Origin of the sequence: Bradyrhizobium sp. RDI18 (genome assembly GCF_043203335.1) — a bacterium.
GTDB classification, from domain to species: domain Bacteria; phylum Pseudomonadota; class Alphaproteobacteria; order Rhizobiales; family Xanthobacteraceae; genus Bradyrhizobium; species Bradyrhizobium retamae.
In genome coordinates, this window is record NZ_JBICRN010000008.1 from 3,368,793 (window position 1) to 3,383,973 (window position 15,181).

Below are 15,181 nucleotides of genomic sequence, written 5' to 3' on the forward strand. Positions count from 1 at the left end.
CCAATGCCCGCGGTCGCTCCGCTCCCGTTTTCCTCTCGCTACATTTCCCACCGCAAGCCCCATTTCCTGACCGGTTGAGCAGTCAACATTGACCGGTTGACCTGTCAAGTCGAAATTCTTAAACGATTTAGAATGCTTAGAGGTGACGGATGAAGCCCTCGCGGTCAGTCAACCAAATGCAAGCCGGACGCGACGCCATCCTTCAGGCGGCGCGGACGGAATTTGCGAAGAGCGGGTTTCACGGCACCAAGATGCGCGACATCGCTCAGCGGGCAGGCGTCTCCCAAGGGCTGCTCCACCATCATTTCCAGGGCAAGGATGGACTCTGGAACGCGGTCGGAGAGCAAGCCTCCGCTGAATTCCTCGCTAATGTCGCCAATGTCGTCGCGCAAGAAACGCTAAATGCGGAATCGATACCGACGGCCATCCGGACCTACCTGCGATACTGGCGCGAGCACCCGGACGCGTTCCGCATCAATCTGTGGCGCTTGCTCGACGGGCCGACAGAGGAACGCAAGTCGCGTTCGCGCAGCTTGAACGAGCGAGCCGTTCCGCTCATCAAGCAGGCGCAGCAAGCCGGGCTGTTGCGAGCCGACATGCCGACCGGCTTGGTGCTGTGCGTCGCCGGAAGCCTGGTGCAATTCTGGCTGCATAGCCGGATCGAAATGCAGGATGCCATCGAGATCGGCGGCGGAGAAATGCCCGATGATGAGCAATTTATCCGTCACATTATGCGATTGATCGAAACGCCGGCGGCATCAGCGGCTCGGCCGCCGCGATCACTCTGATCGAACATGATTGCTAACTCCAGCCCGGGCAACTCACGCTCCCAGGCGAAGGAGAGCATGCCGCCGGATCGGAACATTGACAAATGCGGGGTCGGCAGTGGCCGCGCGGCGATCGGCGGCGGCGATCTTCAGCGCCTCGAGCACCAGATGCAGCGTCTGCGGCGTGCCGAAGCCGGATGCTCCGATATCATAGGCTTCCAGGATATTGAGAATCTGAATGGTATGCACACCACCCGAGCACGAGGCGACCAAGTTCGCCTCCGTACATGACGCCAGGATCGGATTGTGTGATCGTTCTCCACAAAAACCTCGCACGAGACCCGTTCTGTTCTCGGCGACCGTTCCCGTAACCTATTGAAGAAAAAGGTTTTCGCGATGGTGGGCGCACCAGGGCTCGAACCTGGGACCCGCTGATTAAGAGACACGCTGTCGGCCTTGATTTCTCAAGAGAATTTTTCCAACCGAACCAAAATCCGTGCATTACATATCAATGGCTTGCAGCGAAAAATCCAACTGCGAAAGCGCGTCATTTTTGGTGGATCGAACTCGTCCGAGGCCTCGGGGGTTCGTTCTCAATGGGCCGCTGCATCGGGAGAGCCGCTATTTTCGAAGCCCTGTTTTCGTATCGGCCTTGATCTACGCCGACCAATCGGCTGGGTTTGGGAAAGTTGCTGGTTTCCGACGAACGACTTAAGCCGACCGCAAGACATTGATTTCCGCAAACTATGTCCGCCTTGATCGAGCCTCCGAATGGCGGAATCAAAATCAGCTTGATTATTCAACGATTTCAAGGCGCATTTGGAAGAAATGCCAAAAACTCCCTCTAGCAATTTCAATAGCTTGGCAGTTGTTTCCAAATCAAGAAGCAGCCTCGCAGGGAGGATCAGTCCCGAAAAACCTGATGCAACTGGGCTGCGCGCGTGTCGACAGCGAATAGACGCTCCATGCAAGCACGCATCGGAGGCTTGCTTCAAAGTTCAGTCTTCGCGATTTCACTGCACCCGGTATTTGCTCATGTAGTGTTTGCGCAGGATCTTGCGGGTCTGCTCCGCAAGGCGCCTGTTAACGCTAGCCTGCGGCTTGTCGCGGCGCTCCGGCGGCTTCGGCTGATGAGGATGAGGGCGCTGCTTGGTCGAATGTTGCCTTCGGGTTAAGGCGGCAAGCCTTTGTTCATGCGACGAACTCGTCATGCGACAATCTCGACCGGACTGCCGATGGCAAGACCGAGATCGCGGTCCGCCCGCCCTTGATTGACGGCAATTTCGGCAAGCCCATTGGAGTTCTCATACCAGAAAGCCGCGCCTGGCGGCAGATCACTGAAGGTCCTCGCGCGGTCCAGAACCCGACCTGCCGCGGTCAGCCTTGCGCCGGGCGGCAGCATCACCGCCCTCAGCCCGGTCATGGCATTGCCGTAGTGATCGACGTAGACGATCTCGCAGAGGTCGTCCGGCCAGTCCGCCCGGCGATCTGCGCCATCGTGACGTGGCTGGCCGGGGGGCGGATCACCGCGCGCCAGCATGGCTGCCACCGGGGCGAAGAGGTCACGCCCGTGAAAGCTGGCCGAGAGACGCTTCGGCTTCCAGTCGATGTCCCAGCTGCGCGTCTCTCGGGCACGGCGCTGGATCAGCTCAAACAAGCCGTTGCCGGGGCCGATAAACCAGCGGCCGTCGGCCTCAAGAAAAATGGACGGCCGCGTCCCGCCGACGCCGGGATCGACAACGCAGAGAAAGACGGTTCTCACCGGAAACCATGCAGCATAGGCGGCCAACAGATACGCCGATGCCTTGGGATTGCCGACTGGCGCATCGGCGAAGAGGTCGATAACAGGTATGCCCGGCGTCATCTGGTGCAGCACCGCCTTCATCTGACCCGTATATGGGCCGTGCAACCCAAAATCCGTGAACAGCACAATCATCGTGTCAGCTTGCCCAGGTGCGTGTGTCCACTTCGCTCGAAAACGCTATACTGACCCATCCGAGCCGTGCGACGGACCGCGGTCACAGCAGCACGCCAAATCCCGCTTGCTCTCCCTCAATCGGCTCGCCCACTGTGATCGTAGGCTCAGCGCAATGTCGATCTCGCGTCTGCTCATCATCTTCGGCTTGTCGCTCGTTGCGCTTGGGCTGCTATCGCCAGTGATCAACAAGATCGGCTTGGGCCGGTTGCCCGGCGACATTGTCATCGAGCGCGACAACTTCCGCGTTTATATCCCGCTCGCAACATCGCTGCTGGTCAGCGTGATGCTTTCCCTGATCCTTTGGCTCGCTAACCGTTAGCCGTCGGCGCCTCTTGCTCTGGGTGGACGGCGCTCGGGAGTGTTCGCGGCCGGCTTGCCGGCAGCAGCATAGTCTGCGCCGTGAGCAGCCACGGCATCCACATAAATCGTGTGGCCTGCACCCAAAACGTGAAAGGGTTAGCTGCCTCGAACGAGGACCCGAGCGCTTCGAAGGATGGCGTTGCCCGCAGGTTGATTGATATCTGCTCCCAATCACCATTCGGCGATTGCCGGTGAATGATGTCGATGTCGAGGCCGGGCAAACGGGCGCTTGCTCTTGTGGCATCGATCTCGCTCTCTCGACTGCATGTACGCTCAGGCATCGGCCCTCACCATCTCCGTGCACCGCTTCCATCGCGCTGGTGATTATCGCTCATCATTCCCGGTAATGAAAGCTCGCAGACTTGCTGCCGCGACCATGGCTGCTCCCCGCGGGCCGCCGTGATGTTCCTCGCCATCAACGCGGCCGGCGAAGTGGTCCAGGCGTTCGAGACCCACGAGGAAGCCGAAGCGTGGGTGGCAGCGAAATCGGCCGCCTGTGGCGGCTTGCAATCACCTTCCGGCGGCCTACCATGGAATGCGTAGCTCACCCTGCAGGAGCGCAGCCATGGAACTCACCGTGGTGCCCATCGTCAAGCCGGACGCCGCCAACTTCATCTTCGGCCAGTCGCATTTCATCAAGACCGTGGAAGACCTCCACGAGGCGCTGGTGGGCGCGGTTCCGGGCATCCGCTTCGGGCTGGCCTTCTGCGAGGCCTCTGGTAAGCGGCTGGTGCGCTGGTCGGGGAATGACGAACCCGCCCTCGCCCTCGCACGCGACAACGCATTGGCCATCGGCGCCGGTCACACTTTCCTGATCTTTCTGGGCGACGGGTTCTTTCCCGTCAACGTGCTGGCTGCGGTGCGCGCGGTGCCGGAGGTCTGCCGCATCTATTGCGCGACGGCCAACCCGACACAGGTGATCGTCGCACAAACGGAGCTGGGCCGCGGCGTGCTCGGCGTGGTGGATGGCGCCTCGCCGCTGGGTGTCGAAACCGACGCCGACATTGCGTGGCGGAAAGACCTACTGCGCCAGATCGGCTACAAGCTGTAGTGGCTGGATGAAGCCGAAGCCGACAGGATGCACCACCACCTGCAGCTGACGCTGCCACGCATCGAACGCCAAGAAGCGCGCGCCAGGATCGCGGCGAAGATCGCAGCGCGTCAGGTCTGCTTTCAGATCGCCCTTAATGCGCCCTCAGCGCGTGAACCTCAGGACGATCCAGCCTCTTGATGCAGCTCGCCGTCCCGCATTAAGCGGCGGGCGATGTCGGCAGTTTGCAGTGAGGCGCGTTCTGTCGGTGAATGGGCCGCCAGATAGCGGGCGACCGCGATCAGGATGTGTCGGCCCTCGTCCGTGTCGCCCCACGCGGCGAACTGCCGGACTCCCGCCTCCAGCATCTGATACGCATGGAAGCCTGCATCCTCTCGCAGCACCGCATGCGCGAGCGTAGCGATCAACGCCTGCGGCGAATGGCCGAGCGTGAGATGCCGTGCCACCAGGCTTGCGGCGAGATCGACATGTCTCTGCCGGTCGAAGGCATCGAGCAAGGCGGCGCCGATCGTCTCTGGATCCGCGGGCAGATCATCGAGCTGCTCGCCGCCGTCGCCCGGGATGTGTGCCGGCGGCACATTGAGAAAGCGAGCAAGGTAAAGCGCCATCGCCCCATGCAACAGGCCGCGAACGGCTGTGACGTGAGTGTCGATGTTGGCAGTCCCGATCCGCGTCAGCCGACCAGGTCGAGGCACTCGAACGCCTTGTTGATGAAGTCGAGCGAGTGCCCGGTGTCGGCGAAAGCCCGCTCGGTCCCGGCGGCGAACAGCGCATCAGCGAGTTCAGCCGGGGAGGTGCCGGCCGCAATCGCCGTGAGCAGGGTGCGCTCCGCTGCCTCGCGATGGCGCACGTTTGTCCAGCGCCGCAGCCAACGTTTGAGCGCGGCCGGATCCGGCCGGCTTCCAAGCGGCGCGCGTTCCCGCCGCGGCGCCTCGCCGTCGCAGTCCGCCGCCACGCGGCGCGCGCCGTGGAATGGAGCGAGGTAGGCTTCCTCCTCCGGCAGCAAAGGCAGGATATTGGCGAGTGCCGTAAGGATCGTAAGACCGACGCCCCAGCCGTCGCGATTTTGCGCCCCGAACAGCGCCACCTCCCGCACGATTTCGGTCTGCGGTACGCCGGCCGCGAGCTGACCATGTATGGCCTTGGCAATGACGAGGCCAAGATTGTGGGCGAGGCCGTTCGCAAGCCGCTGATGCCAATGCGCGGCGAGATCGGCATGCGTGAACGTGGTCTTCACCCAGACGTCACCATTGCGTACCTCGACCGGGCAGATCGGCACGTCGTCCGCCCACAGGTCGAAGGTGCAGCCGCTTTCGAGATCGAAGCGCGCGTGGTGCCAATGACAGGTCAAGATCCCGTCCTCGACGCTGCCGCGCTCGAGCGGAAAGCCCATGTGCGGGCACCGATTGTCGAGGGCGAAGACGCGCCCGCGGTCGTAGACGACGAGGATCGGACGATGGCCACCGTGCACAACGAGCCGCCCCTCAAGGCTGCCCGCCAGCGCAAATTCCTTGCTCGGCGCGTCCATGAGCATACCTCCCATTGTCGCTTTGGGGCCGCTGCAGGTACTCCGCAACATAGGCATCCCTTCGCGCAAAGGCGCGAGGATGCCGTGGTTTAGGGGCTGCGCGAAAGGAACTGCACTGGATCATCAAGCGGTACGGAACTGAGGTACAGCTCGCTCATTGATGCGCCCGCCGAATAATGGGATGAACGCCGTATTCCTGTCAGTCCCTCAGCTCCGTTTGCGTACTGAGCACAAGCGCCGAATTTCCGAATGTGCCTACCCCGGAGCTCATCCAAGGATAGGCAGGTTCATGTCGGCTTCCGGGGATGGAATAGCTCTTCGACGGACCGTTTCGGATCCTTGATCCGAGAGCGGTCCTTGCGATCATTCTTCTGCGCTTCGAGCTTCTGCAGGAAGCGGAAACGCGGCGATCGGGTCGCGTGCCCCGATCGGCCGTGCTTGGTCATGCCGAAACCCTTTTGGCCGCCATGCGTCATTTGATCACCAACGAAAGCTGTGCGGCTCATTTCTTGCACCCCGGAGCCGCCGGGCCAAGCTTCATGCGGTTCGCCGTAAGCACGATCAGAAAGAAAGGATAGCCCTGACCGTCAAAAGGCGCGAGGCCGGGACGGTCGGTTTGCGAGAGCAAAATGCTGCAGTGCGGCGCGTTGGGCCCAGTTCGCCGCGCACGCCTCCGGACCTGTCGGGCCATGCGATCATCTTGGGGCCGGTTAGTGTGAGCACGGACTGGTCTTCCGAAAGGGCGGCACGCCTGCGTCGGTTCGCATTGAAGGGGGCGAACGGCTTGCCCAGCAAGTCCGTCGCTGCTGAGCTAGGCCTCCACGAGCACACAGTAGGCAAGTGGCGTCGCCGCTTCTTGAAGGATCGCGGCGATGGTCTGCTTGACGAGGCTCGCCCGGGCCGACCTCGAACTTTCGACGACGATCAGATTGCCGCCGTGATCGAACGGACGTTGCGCACCACGCCTGTCGACGCGACGCACTGGTCGATCCGTTCGATGGCGGCGGAAATTCGCGCTTTCATCGACCTGCATAACGAAAATCCAAAGCCCTTCAAATGGACCAAATCTTGGCTTCAGTTAAGCGCTTCTGCCGCAAAGCTCAGCAGACCTTATGCGACGATATTTGGATTCACGTGATTAGCACCACTAGATTTCCCTCCGCAGACCGGTGCGCTCGTGGCGGGTACATTGCGGCCGGGCGGGCGCGTTCAGCGCGTCCTTCACCATCTGACCGAGCGCCAGGAAATCGACCTTGCGTGGAGACGTCCGGCGCCACGCCAGCCCGATACTGCGGCCGGGTTGCGGTTCGACAAAACGCAGGAGCTTCACTCGGTCGTCGCGCAACTCGGCATCGGCCGCGACTTCTGGAACTAGCGTGGCGCCATATCCGCTCGCCACCATCTGCATGACCGTTGCAAGGCTCGTTGCACTCAGACTCGAGGCCACAGTCCAACGCCCCTTGGCACAATAGTCGAGCGCCTGATCCCGCAGACAATGGCCTTCTTCCAGCAGAATGAGCTTACGCTTCTTCACCTCGCCGGGCGTCACGCGCGCCGTTTCCGGAAGAGGGTCGTCGGCGGGTACAGCAAAGAGGAAGCGGTCTCTCATGAGATGGAAAACTTCAACCGCGGCCGCCTTGAGCGGCAACGCCAACAACAATACTTCGAGAGCGCCACGCTCGAGATCCGCGAGCAGCACCTTGGTCTGTGCTTCCACCAAATCAAGGCGCAGATCGGGATACCCGAGTTCCAGTTGCGGCAGCAACCGCGGCAATATATACGGCGCCAGCGTCGGGATGACGCCAAGGCGCAACGTTCCGCTCAGCACCTTGGCTCTGTGTTGAGCCAGGTCTGTCAGGTCGCGCACTGCACCAAGGATCACTCCGGCGCGTTGCGCGATCTCGATGCCAAGTTCGGTGAACATCGGCGCGCCCGGGCGCCGCTCGATCAACTCTGTGCCGAGAACCCCTTCCAGTTCGTGGATCTGCATTGAAAGAGCGGGCTGGCTGACACAACACTCCGCCGCGGCTCGTCCGAAATGCTGATGACGGGCAAGCGCATCAAGATAACATAGCTGCCGGGTCGTGATCACCTCGATAAGATATTCTTAATGCCGCGGCAAAGCAATTTGATTGGCTTTTTGGCCGCTAGCTTAAAACATTGGACGGCTTGAAATCGCGCGGGTTGAAGTCGCCAGCTCAAGCGCGCCGCACGTGCACGCGTTGTGCGGACAACCAAAGGGAGGGCCGCAAGTTGGGACTTACGCCCGCGGCGCCCGCGAGGTCGCCTGATCAAATCGGGAACCATCCATGGTAGGCAAGCAAATCGCATTTTCCGGCAGGGCGCGTGAAAGCATGCTGCGCGGTGTCGACATTCTCGCCAACGCGGTGCAGGTGACGCTCGGGCCCAAGGGCCGCAACGTCGTAATGGAAAAGTCGTTTGGCGCACCCCGCATTACCAAGGACGGTGTGACCGTCGCCGGAGATATCGAACTCGGGAACAAATTCGAGAACATGGGGGCGCGGCTCGTGCGCGAGGTCGCGAACAAGACCTCCTATGTCGCCGGTGACGGCACAACCACTGCAATCGTGCTTGCGGCTTCCCTCGTTCGCGAAGGCACCAAGGCAGTCGCCGCCGGCATGAATCCGATGGACCTGAAGCGCGGCATCGACCTTGCGGCCGAGGCTGTCGTCGAGGATCTCAAGAGGAACTCGAAGAAGATCACTTCCAACGACGAGATCGCGCAGGTCGGCACCATCTCCGCCAATGGCGATGCCGAAATCGGCAGGTTGCTCGCCGAGGCCGTGAAGAAGGTCGGCAACGAGGGCGTGATTACGGTCGATGAGGCGAAGTCGCTCGGAACCGAGCTCGACGTGATCGAGGGCATGCAGTTCGATCGCGGCTATGTCTCGCCCTACTTCGTCACCAATTCCGACAAGATGCGGGTGGAGATGGAGAACCCTTACGTCCTTGTGTATGAGAAGAAGCTCTCGGACCTGCGTGAACTGCTGCCACTGCTGGAAGCCCTGGCGCAGACGGACAAGCCGCTGCTTGTTATCGCCGAAGAGGTCGAAGGCGAAGCACTCGCCACCCTCGTGGTCAACAAGCTGCGCGGCAGCCTCAAGGTCGCGGCGGTGAAAGCGCCTGGCTTTGGCGACCGCCGCAAGGCGATGCTGCAAGACGTCGCCATCCTTACCGGCGGTACCGCCATCTTGGAAGATCTCGGCATGAAGCTTGAGAACGCCACGCTCGACATGCTCGGCCGCGCCAGAACGGTAATGATCGACAAGGAAAGCACCACGATCGTCGGCGGTGCCGGCAAGAAGGAGGACATCGAGGCCCGCATCAACCATATCAAGAAGCATATCGCGGAGACCACCTCCGACTATGACCGCGAGAAGCTAGAGGAGCGGCTCGCCAAGCTCGCCGGCGGCGTGGCGGTGATCCATGTCGGCGGGGCGACCGAGATCGACGCGAGGGAGCGCAAGGATCGCGTCGACGACGCGATGCATGCGACGCGCGCCGCGGTCGAGGAAGGCATTTTGCCGGGCGGCGGCGTGGCGCTGCTGCGCGCCGCCAAGGTGCTCGACCGGGTAAAGCCAGCCAACGAGGACCAGAAGCATGGCGTTGACATCGTCAAGAAGGCAATCGGTTGGCCAGCGCGCCAGATAGCACTAAACGCCGGCGACGACGCCTCGGTGGTGATCGGCAAGATCCTGGAGAAGGAACAGTACAACTGGGGTTATGATGCCCAGACCTGCGAGTACGGCGACCTGGTCTCCAGGGGCATCATCGATCCAACCAAGGTGGTGCGCACCGCGCTGCAGGACGCGGTCTCGGTCGCCAGCCTACTCATCACCACTGAGGCCATGGTTGCCGAACTGCCGACGCCGCCGCCGCCACCTTTGCCGGGCCATGACCACGACCACCATCGCAGAGACATGGAATTCTGAGCCGATCGCGATCGCGCACGCGGGCCCCCCTCGGCCGCGCCTACGGTCGCAGGCGCCTCCCCTCCCCCGCGAGGAGGAGTCGTCTTGTGAGAGCACCCATGGTAAGATTTTAACGTCAGAAATATCGAGCGCCCGCTTGGAGAGTTCCGCCTGTCGATAGCGAGGATCTCGCGTTGGAGAAGACAAAGCCACTTGGCGTTACGCGCCGAACCGTCTTGGCCGCCGCCGTTGCGGGGAGCGCCGGATTTGCGAGCGCCGCTCTCGCCTCGACGCAGCCGCCGAGCGATGACGCGGTGGATCTCGTTAAGCGACTGACCGGAAAAACCCCGACCGCGTCGGATCGTCTGCATCTGGCGATGCCGCAGATCTTTCCGAACGGCTATACGGTGCCGCTCACGCTCACGATCGATAGTCCAATGACCGAATCCGATCACGTCAGGCACGTTTCTGTACTGGCGCCACGAAACCCGCTTGTGGAGGTCGTCACGTTCCACTTCGTCCCGCAACGCAGCGAGCCCCGCGTGTCGACGCGCGTTCGCCTTGCCGAACCGCAATATGTTCTGGCGGTGGCGGAGATGAACGACGGCACGTTGCTGATGACCGAGACCTGGGTCGAGGTCGCCACCAACGGATGCAAATGACATCCCGGAAGGAGGTGCGGAATGTTCGCTCCGACACCCCGTGTGCAAGTGCCAAGCACCGCCGCGAACGGTGAAGTGTTTCCGGTCAAAACCCTGATCAGCCATCCGATGGAGACCGGGCTGCGGCACGATGACCGCGGCAACGCCATCCCGCGCAAGATTATCAATAAGTTTATCTGTCGCCACAATGGCGTCGTGGTGTTCAGCGTCGATCTCCACGAAGCCATGGCGGCGAATCCTTTTATCGAATTCTACTTGCGCGCGACGGAGAGCGGCCGACTCGAGTTCGTTTGGGAAGAGGATGGCGGCGGCGTCTATGTGTTGGAGCACCAGCTCACTGTCGCCTAATGTCGTGGTCATGTTGCTATGCCCCTTCGCGCCATGAGCAAAGGGATCGGCGATCGCAAATACCGGGATGGAGCCGGTCTCAGCATGCGCAAAATCATCGCCGCTTCGATTGCTGCAGGTTCGTTCATCATTCTGGCCGATCGCAGCCAGGCAGCGGATCGCGATGGTGGAGCCCAACTCGCCGCGATGTGCGCGTCCTGCCATCGTCTGGATGGCGGCAATGGTGGAATTCCGACAATCCTCGGCATGAGTCCGGAGATGCTCACCCGCGCGATGCTTGCGTACAGATCGCGTGAGCGCCCGAGCCATATCATGCGCGCCATTGCCCTGTCGCTCAGTGAGGAAGAAATCGCAACTGTGGCGCGTTATCTCGCAGCCCTGAACAAGTAGGTTAGGCCGTGAAGTCCCCGACGCGTCGAGAGTTCGGCTACTTGACGGGAGGGATGACCCTCGCAGCACTCGGCCCTCGACTGGCAGCAAGCGAGGCCAAGGCGAAAGTGGTCGTCGTCGGCGGCGGCATAGGCGGTGCCACGGCCGCCAAGTACTTGGCCGCCAGCGCGCGAACAATCGAGATAACGCTGGTTGAGCCAAATCCGAACTATACGACCTGCTTTTTCAGCAACCTTTATCTCGCCGGGCTATGCTCGCTCGAGTCGCTTACGCACGGCTATAAGACGCTGGCGCAACGATACGACATAAATGTCATTCATGACTCCGTGGCAGCGGTTGATCCGGTCGCAAAAACCGTCGGGCTTAAGAGTGGTCCAAAATTACCTTACGACCGCGTCGTCGTTGCCCCTGGCATCGCTTTCAATTACGACGCCCTCGCGGGCTATGACGAGGCGGCGACGCAGGTCATTCCGCACGCCTGGAACGCGGGCCCACAGACGCAGCTGCTGCGACAGCAACTCGAAAGCATGGAGGATGGCGGCGTCTTTGTGCTCGTCGCACCCCCCAATCCGTTCCGCTGCCCGCCCGCCCCATACGAGCGCGCCTCTCTGATTGCTTATTATTTCAAACAGCACAAGCCGCACTCGAGGATCCTTATCCTTGATGCAAAGGACAGCTTCAACGCGCAGGATCTATTTCTGGATGCGTGGGAGCGACACTATCGGGGTATGATCGAATGGCTACCTGCCCAATTCACCGGTGGAATAAAGGCCATCGACGTGAAGGAGCGATCCGTCAAGACAGCGAGCGAGACGTTCAAGGCCGCGGTCGCAAATGTCATACCCCCGCAAATGGCCGGCCAGTTCGCGCAGAAAAACGGCCTCGTGGATCAATCTGGCTGGTGCCCGATCGATCCCATAACGTTCGAATCGAAGCTACAGCCGGGAATCCATGTCGTTGGCGATGCGACCAGTGCTGGCGACATGCCGAAATCGGCGTTCGTTGCGAATAGCCAAGCCAAGGCCTGCGCGTTTGCCATAGCCGCGGCGCTGACCGGGTCCGAGCGCGTTCCGCCTCGTTTGTTCAACACTTGCTATACTCATCTTGGTCCCGACGATGCAGTGAGCAATGCTATCAGCTTCAAGCCCGCGGCCGGAACGATCAAGATCGTCGACAACTTCGTCAGCCAGGTGCAGGAAAGCGCCGAAACCCGCCGCCGGGCCGCACGCGAGGCGCAAAGCTGGTACTCTGCCTTTACGAGTGACACGTTCGGCTATGCCACTTTCTGATTTGAAGTGGCCGTGCTGCGAGATGCAGGAGCGCTCTCCGCCGCGGCGGATGGAACTGGTTGGGGCAGCCGCTCCAACCGCAGCGAATTCAGGACGACGATGATGCTTGAGCCGGCCATCACTGCCGCCGCCAGCACTGGCTGGAGGACTCCGACCATCGCCAGCCCAATCGCGATGAGATTATAACCGAACGCCCACGCCAGGTTGGTGAGAATGGTCGCGCGAACTGCGCGAGCGACGTCGATCACCCACGGCAGCGTCCGTAGCCCCCGGGTGGGAGCACGACCGCTGCGGCCTCGCGAGCGAGGTCCGTCGCCGAACCGACGGCGATCCCGACATCGGCTCCGGCCAACACCGGCGCGTCATTGAGGCCATCGCCGACCATCGCTACCATGCCATGGTCATGCCGGCGGCGTTCCAGCGCCGCGCGTTTGGCATCGGGTGGGAGGCCCGCCTCGATATCGCCGCTCTCAATTCCGACCGCAGCGGCAATCCGCACTGCGGCTGCCGGAAGATCGCCGGTCAACAGCGTCACGCGCACCCCACGGCGGCGCAGCGCTTCGACGGTCGAGCGCGCCTCCGGCAGCGGCGTATCGTCAAGTGAAAGCACAGCATATGCCCGCTCGTTCCAGCCGACATAGATCACGGAATGGCTGCTCGCTTCACGCCGTCTCCCGTACTCAGCCAGATTTGGCGTCAGCGACCAACCCAACTCCCGCATCAATGCGGCGCTGCCTGCCGCTACGATCCGACCGTCCGACTTGCCACGGATGCCACGCCCCGGCACGACTCGAACGTCGTGGATGGCGACTGGCTTGAGCCCGCGCGCAGCTGCCGCTGCAGCTATAGCGCAGGCCAAGCCGTGCTCGGAATGGCGCTCCAGTCCGGCGGCATGCGCGAGCACCACATCGGCGCTGGTTCCATCGCTGTCGATAGCGACAACGCGCGCCTGACCCGAGGTGAGCGTGCCGGTCTTGTCAAAGGCGATCAGCCGGATGCGCGCCAGCGCCTCAAGCGCGGCCGGGTCGCGCACCAGGCAGCCGTGTCGGGCCAGCCGTCCGATGCCCAGCGAGGTGGCCATCGGTGCCGCCAGCCCGACTGCGCAGGGACAGGCCACCACCAGTACCGCAAGGCCGATCAATAGCGCACGGTCGAACGGTAAGTGCCGCGCCCAATACACCGACGCTCCAATGCCCAGCACAAGAATAATCGGCACGAAGACGCCTACAATGTTGTCGGCGAGACGCTGGCTCGGGCTGCGGCGGATCAATGCATCCCGTACCGATCGACAAATCTGCGCCCAGCGGGTCGCGTTTGCCAAGCCGCAGCTTTGGATCAGGAGCGGCCCGTCAAGATTGATGCTGCCGGCGATCACATGCGAGCCGACGCCCTTGGCGATCTGCCGGCTTTCGCCTGTGATCAGGGCCTCGTCAGTGTGCGATTCGCCCTCCATGATCACGCCGTCGACGGGAATGCGTTCGCCCGGCCGAACTCGAACCAGTACACCTGCGTCAACCTCGCGCACCGGCCGGCGGTACTCTCCGTCGCCAATGACGACGGTGGCCCACTCACTTTCCGCGGCCAAGAGCGGCTGCAGGTCACGCGCCGCCCGTGCACGCCCGGCGGCGTCGAGGTAGTAGCCCGCTGTGAACAGCATCAGCACCATGGTGGCCGTATCGAAGTAAACCTGCGGGCTGCCCTCGATGGTGGCAAAAGCGGAATAAAGGTAAGCGGCGCCGACGCCGAGCACGATGAGTGCCGAGGAGGTCAGGCGCCCCTCCATGCCGTGGAGCCACGCCTCGCGCAGAAACGGTCCGCCGAGAATGATCACCGCGGGTGTTGCGAACAGCCAGAGTAGAAGATGAATCCAGGGAAGCATCTCGGCATCCGCGCCGCTGAAAGCGTCGCTGTACAGGAGCAGGCTGAACAGCATGATATTCATGGAGAGAAAGCCGCCGACACCGAGCCGAATCAGCAGCCAAGCGGCCTCCCATTCCTCGGTTTTACCGTGCTTGACCTGGTAGGCGATACAGCAGCCGTAGCAGCAGAATGCGCAAGCCTCACCGTTCACCGTGCGTCGCATCGCCCGCCGCCCGGTGGGTAACAGGCAGTGGCTGCACAGCGCATGGTCCGGGGCCGTCATGCTGGTTCTGTCCAACCATGCGCGAAGTGCACGGCGAAGGGCAGGATGCCGCGGCCAACGGTGACGAGACCGAGGAGCAGAATGCAACTGCCGGCCAGCCACACGCCGCGCTGCCGCCACACCGGCGCCAGCGCTCGGCCAACGCCGCCCGTCAGAAGCATTGCGGGGAAGGTCCCAAGCCCGAACGCTGCCATGGTGAGAAAGCCCGGCAATGCTCCGGCCGTGCTCGCCGCCTGGGCGGCAAAGGCGTAGACCAGCGGACAAGGCAGGAAGCCATTGAATACGCCAAACGAGAGCGGGGCGGCATGTCCCGGCGCCGTCAACAGGCTGCGCAGGGATGCCGCGAGGGTGCTGGCGCCGGAGCCTGTCGTGATGCGATGCAGGCGCGGCAGCAGGCCAAAGAACTGCAGCGCCATGGCGATCATCAGCAGTCCGGCGAGGATCGCGAGAATCCGCTGACCGGTGTCAAGCGAACCGCTCAGCAGCGGGACTGTCGTTCCCTGCGGCGTGCATATGACCTGGCCGAAGGCGCCCGCTAGTCCGCCCAGAAAGCAATAGGTCGTCAATCGACCGGTATTGTACAGCAGATGGCGCAGAACTGTCGCGCCGCGCCCCTGCGGATCTCGGCCGAGCGCACAGGCGAAGCCACCGCACATGCCGATGCAGTGGAAGCTGCCTGCGAACCCCGCGAAGAAGATTATCAGATAGGCGGCCATCGGCACATTGCCCTGCC

The 15,181-nt window shown here is 62.3% G+C and carries 18 protein-coding genes and 1 pseudogene; 10 read left to right on the forward strand and 9 right to left on the reverse strand.

Translation table 11 applies throughout. From position 1 onward, the window contains the following. Nucleotides 1-176 precede the first annotated feature (176 nt). Nucleotides 177-788, forward strand: a complete 612-nt coding sequence (locus tag ACFXS9_RS25160) for a TetR/AcrR family transcriptional regulator (RefSeq protein ID WP_392693166.1) — start codon at nucleotides 177-179, stop codon at nucleotides 786-788. Between the two features lie 33 nt (nucleotides 789-821). Here the strand turns inward: ACFXS9_RS25160 and ACFXS9_RS25165 are convergent, their stop codons facing one another. Both ACFXS9_RS25165 and ACFXS9_RS25170 read right to left on the reverse strand, forming a co-directional pair. After that, a complete protein-coding gene (locus tag ACFXS9_RS25165) occupies nucleotides 822-1,040 on the reverse strand; it encodes a gamma-glutamyltransferase (protein WP_392693169.1) in 219 nt (72 codons plus the stop codon). A 934-nt stretch (nucleotides 1,041-1,974) separates the two neighbouring features. Then, the gene (locus ACFXS9_RS25170; RefSeq protein WP_392693172.1) at nucleotides 1,975-2,703 is read right to left on the reverse strand and encodes an S-adenosyl-l-methionine hydroxide adenosyltransferase family protein; all 729 of its coding nucleotides are present in this window, start codon (nucleotides 2,701-2,703) and stop codon (nucleotides 1,975-1,977) included. A gap of 154 nt (nucleotides 2,704-2,857) precedes the next feature. Between ACFXS9_RS25170 and ACFXS9_RS25175 the strand changes: the two genes are divergently transcribed. The 3 genes from ACFXS9_RS25175 to ACFXS9_RS25185 all read left to right on the forward strand — a co-directional run bounded on the left by ACFXS9_RS25175 (nucleotide 2,858) and on the right by ACFXS9_RS25185 (nucleotide 4,156). Then, nucleotides 2,858-3,064 carry a DUF2905 domain-containing protein gene (locus ACFXS9_RS25175; RefSeq protein WP_392693174.1) on the forward strand — a complete coding sequence of 69 codons (207 nt, stop codon included), beginning with the start codon at nucleotides 2,858-2,860 and terminating at the stop codon, nucleotides 3,062-3,064. 443 nt (nucleotides 3,065-3,507) lie between these two features. Continuing rightward, nucleotides 3,508-3,648, forward strand: coding sequence for a hypothetical protein (locus ACFXS9_RS25180; RefSeq protein WP_392693177.1), 141 nt, complete (start codon nucleotides 3,508-3,510; stop codon nucleotides 3,646-3,648). A 22-nt stretch (nucleotides 3,649-3,670) separates the two neighbouring features. Next, nucleotides 3,671-4,156 (forward strand): adenosine-specific kinase, encoded by a 486-nt coding sequence (locus ACFXS9_RS25185; RefSeq protein WP_392693179.1) that lies wholly within the window; start codon nucleotides 3,671-3,673, stop codon nucleotides 4,154-4,156. 158 nt (nucleotides 4,157-4,314) lie between these two features. Here ACFXS9_RS25185 and ACFXS9_RS25190 read toward each other — a convergent pair whose 3' ends face one another. From ACFXS9_RS25190 to ACFXS9_RS25200, 3 genes are all read right to left on the reverse strand, one after another. Further along, complete coding sequence (locus tag ACFXS9_RS25190; RefSeq protein WP_392693181.1) at nucleotides 4,315-4,851, reverse strand: hypothetical protein; 537 nt, start codon at nucleotides 4,849-4,851, stop codon at nucleotides 4,315-4,317. Next, nucleotides 4,830-5,684: a Rieske (2Fe-2S) protein gene (locus tag ACFXS9_RS25195; RefSeq protein WP_392693183.1), complete on the reverse strand. Its 855-nt coding sequence runs from the start codon at nucleotides 5,682-5,684 to the stop codon at nucleotides 4,830-4,832. The genes ACFXS9_RS25190 and ACFXS9_RS25195 overlap by 22 nt, the downstream gene beginning before the upstream one ends. A gap of 287 nt (nucleotides 5,685-5,971) precedes the next feature. Further along, nucleotides 5,972-6,130, reverse strand: coding sequence for a hypothetical protein (locus tag ACFXS9_RS25200; protein WP_392693185.1), 159 nt, complete (start codon nucleotides 6,128-6,130; stop codon nucleotides 5,972-5,974). A 311-nt stretch (nucleotides 6,131-6,441) separates the two neighbouring features. Between ACFXS9_RS25200 and ACFXS9_RS25205 the strand changes: the two are divergent. Further along, nucleotides 6,442-6,693 (forward strand): annotated as a pseudogene (locus ACFXS9_RS25205) (helix-turn-helix domain-containing protein); the annotation flags it as partial. Nucleotides 6,694-6,831: 138 nt separating this feature from the next. On the opposite strand, the gene ACFXS9_RS25210 reads toward ACFXS9_RS25205, so the two are convergent. After that, nucleotides 6,832-7,776, reverse strand: coding sequence for a LysR substrate-binding domain-containing protein (locus tag ACFXS9_RS25210; protein WP_392693188.1), 945 nt, complete (start codon nucleotides 7,774-7,776; stop codon nucleotides 6,832-6,834). A gap of 217 nt (nucleotides 7,777-7,993) precedes the next feature. On the opposite strand from ACFXS9_RS25210, the gene groL reads away from it, so the two are divergent. The 5 genes from groL to ACFXS9_RS25235 all read left to right on the forward strand — a co-directional run bounded on the left by groL (nucleotide 7,994) and on the right by ACFXS9_RS25235 (nucleotide 12,305). After that, nucleotides 7,994-9,637, forward strand: coding sequence for a chaperonin GroEL (groL, locus tag ACFXS9_RS25215; RefSeq protein ID WP_392693191.1), 1,644 nt, complete (start codon nucleotides 7,994-7,996; stop codon nucleotides 9,635-9,637). A 173-nt stretch (nucleotides 9,638-9,810) separates the two neighbouring features. Next, nucleotides 9,811-10,278 carry a thiosulfate oxidation carrier protein SoxY gene (locus ACFXS9_RS25220; RefSeq protein WP_392693193.1) on the forward strand — a complete coding sequence of 156 codons (468 nt, stop codon included), beginning with the start codon at nucleotides 9,811-9,813 and terminating at the stop codon, nucleotides 10,276-10,278. A gap of 21 nt (nucleotides 10,279-10,299) precedes the next feature. After that, complete coding sequence (gene soxZ / locus ACFXS9_RS25225; protein ID WP_392693196.1) at nucleotides 10,300-10,626, forward strand: thiosulfate oxidation carrier complex protein SoxZ; 327 nt, start codon at nucleotides 10,300-10,302, stop codon at nucleotides 10,624-10,626. Nucleotides 10,627-10,710: 84 nt separating this feature from the next. Next, nucleotides 10,711-11,016 carry a c-type cytochrome gene (locus tag ACFXS9_RS25230; RefSeq protein ID WP_392693199.1) on the forward strand — a complete coding sequence of 102 codons (306 nt, stop codon included), beginning with the start codon at nucleotides 10,711-10,713 and terminating at the stop codon, nucleotides 11,014-11,016. 8 nt (nucleotides 11,017-11,024) lie between these two features. Then, entirely contained in the window at nucleotides 11,025-12,305 is a 1,281-nt protein-coding gene (locus tag ACFXS9_RS25235; protein WP_392693201.1) for an FCSD flavin-binding domain-containing protein, read from the forward strand. On the opposite strand, the gene ACFXS9_RS25240 is transcribed toward ACFXS9_RS25235, so the two are convergent. The 3 genes from ACFXS9_RS25240 to ACFXS9_RS25250 are packed head-to-tail and all read right to left on the reverse strand — an operon-like array spanning nucleotide 12,290 to nucleotide 15,164. Beyond that, complete coding sequence (locus tag ACFXS9_RS25240) at nucleotides 12,290-12,553, reverse strand: hypothetical protein (protein ID WP_392693203.1); 264 nt, start codon at nucleotides 12,551-12,553, stop codon at nucleotides 12,290-12,292. The two genes, ACFXS9_RS25235 and ACFXS9_RS25240, sit on opposite strands and share 16 nt — an antisense overlap. Continuing rightward, complete coding sequence (locus tag ACFXS9_RS25245) at nucleotides 12,550-14,448, reverse strand: heavy metal translocating P-type ATPase (RefSeq protein ID WP_392693206.1); 1,899 nt, start codon at nucleotides 14,446-14,448, stop codon at nucleotides 12,550-12,552. Before ACFXS9_RS25245 ends, ACFXS9_RS25240 begins: the two co-directional genes overlap by 4 nt. Then, nucleotides 14,445-15,164 (reverse strand): sulfite exporter TauE/SafE family protein, encoded by a 720-nt coding sequence (locus ACFXS9_RS25250; protein WP_392700004.1) that lies wholly within the window; start codon nucleotides 15,162-15,164, stop codon nucleotides 14,445-14,447. Before ACFXS9_RS25250 ends, ACFXS9_RS25245 begins: the two co-directional genes overlap by 4 nt. Nucleotides 15,165-15,181 lie beyond the last annotated feature (17 nt).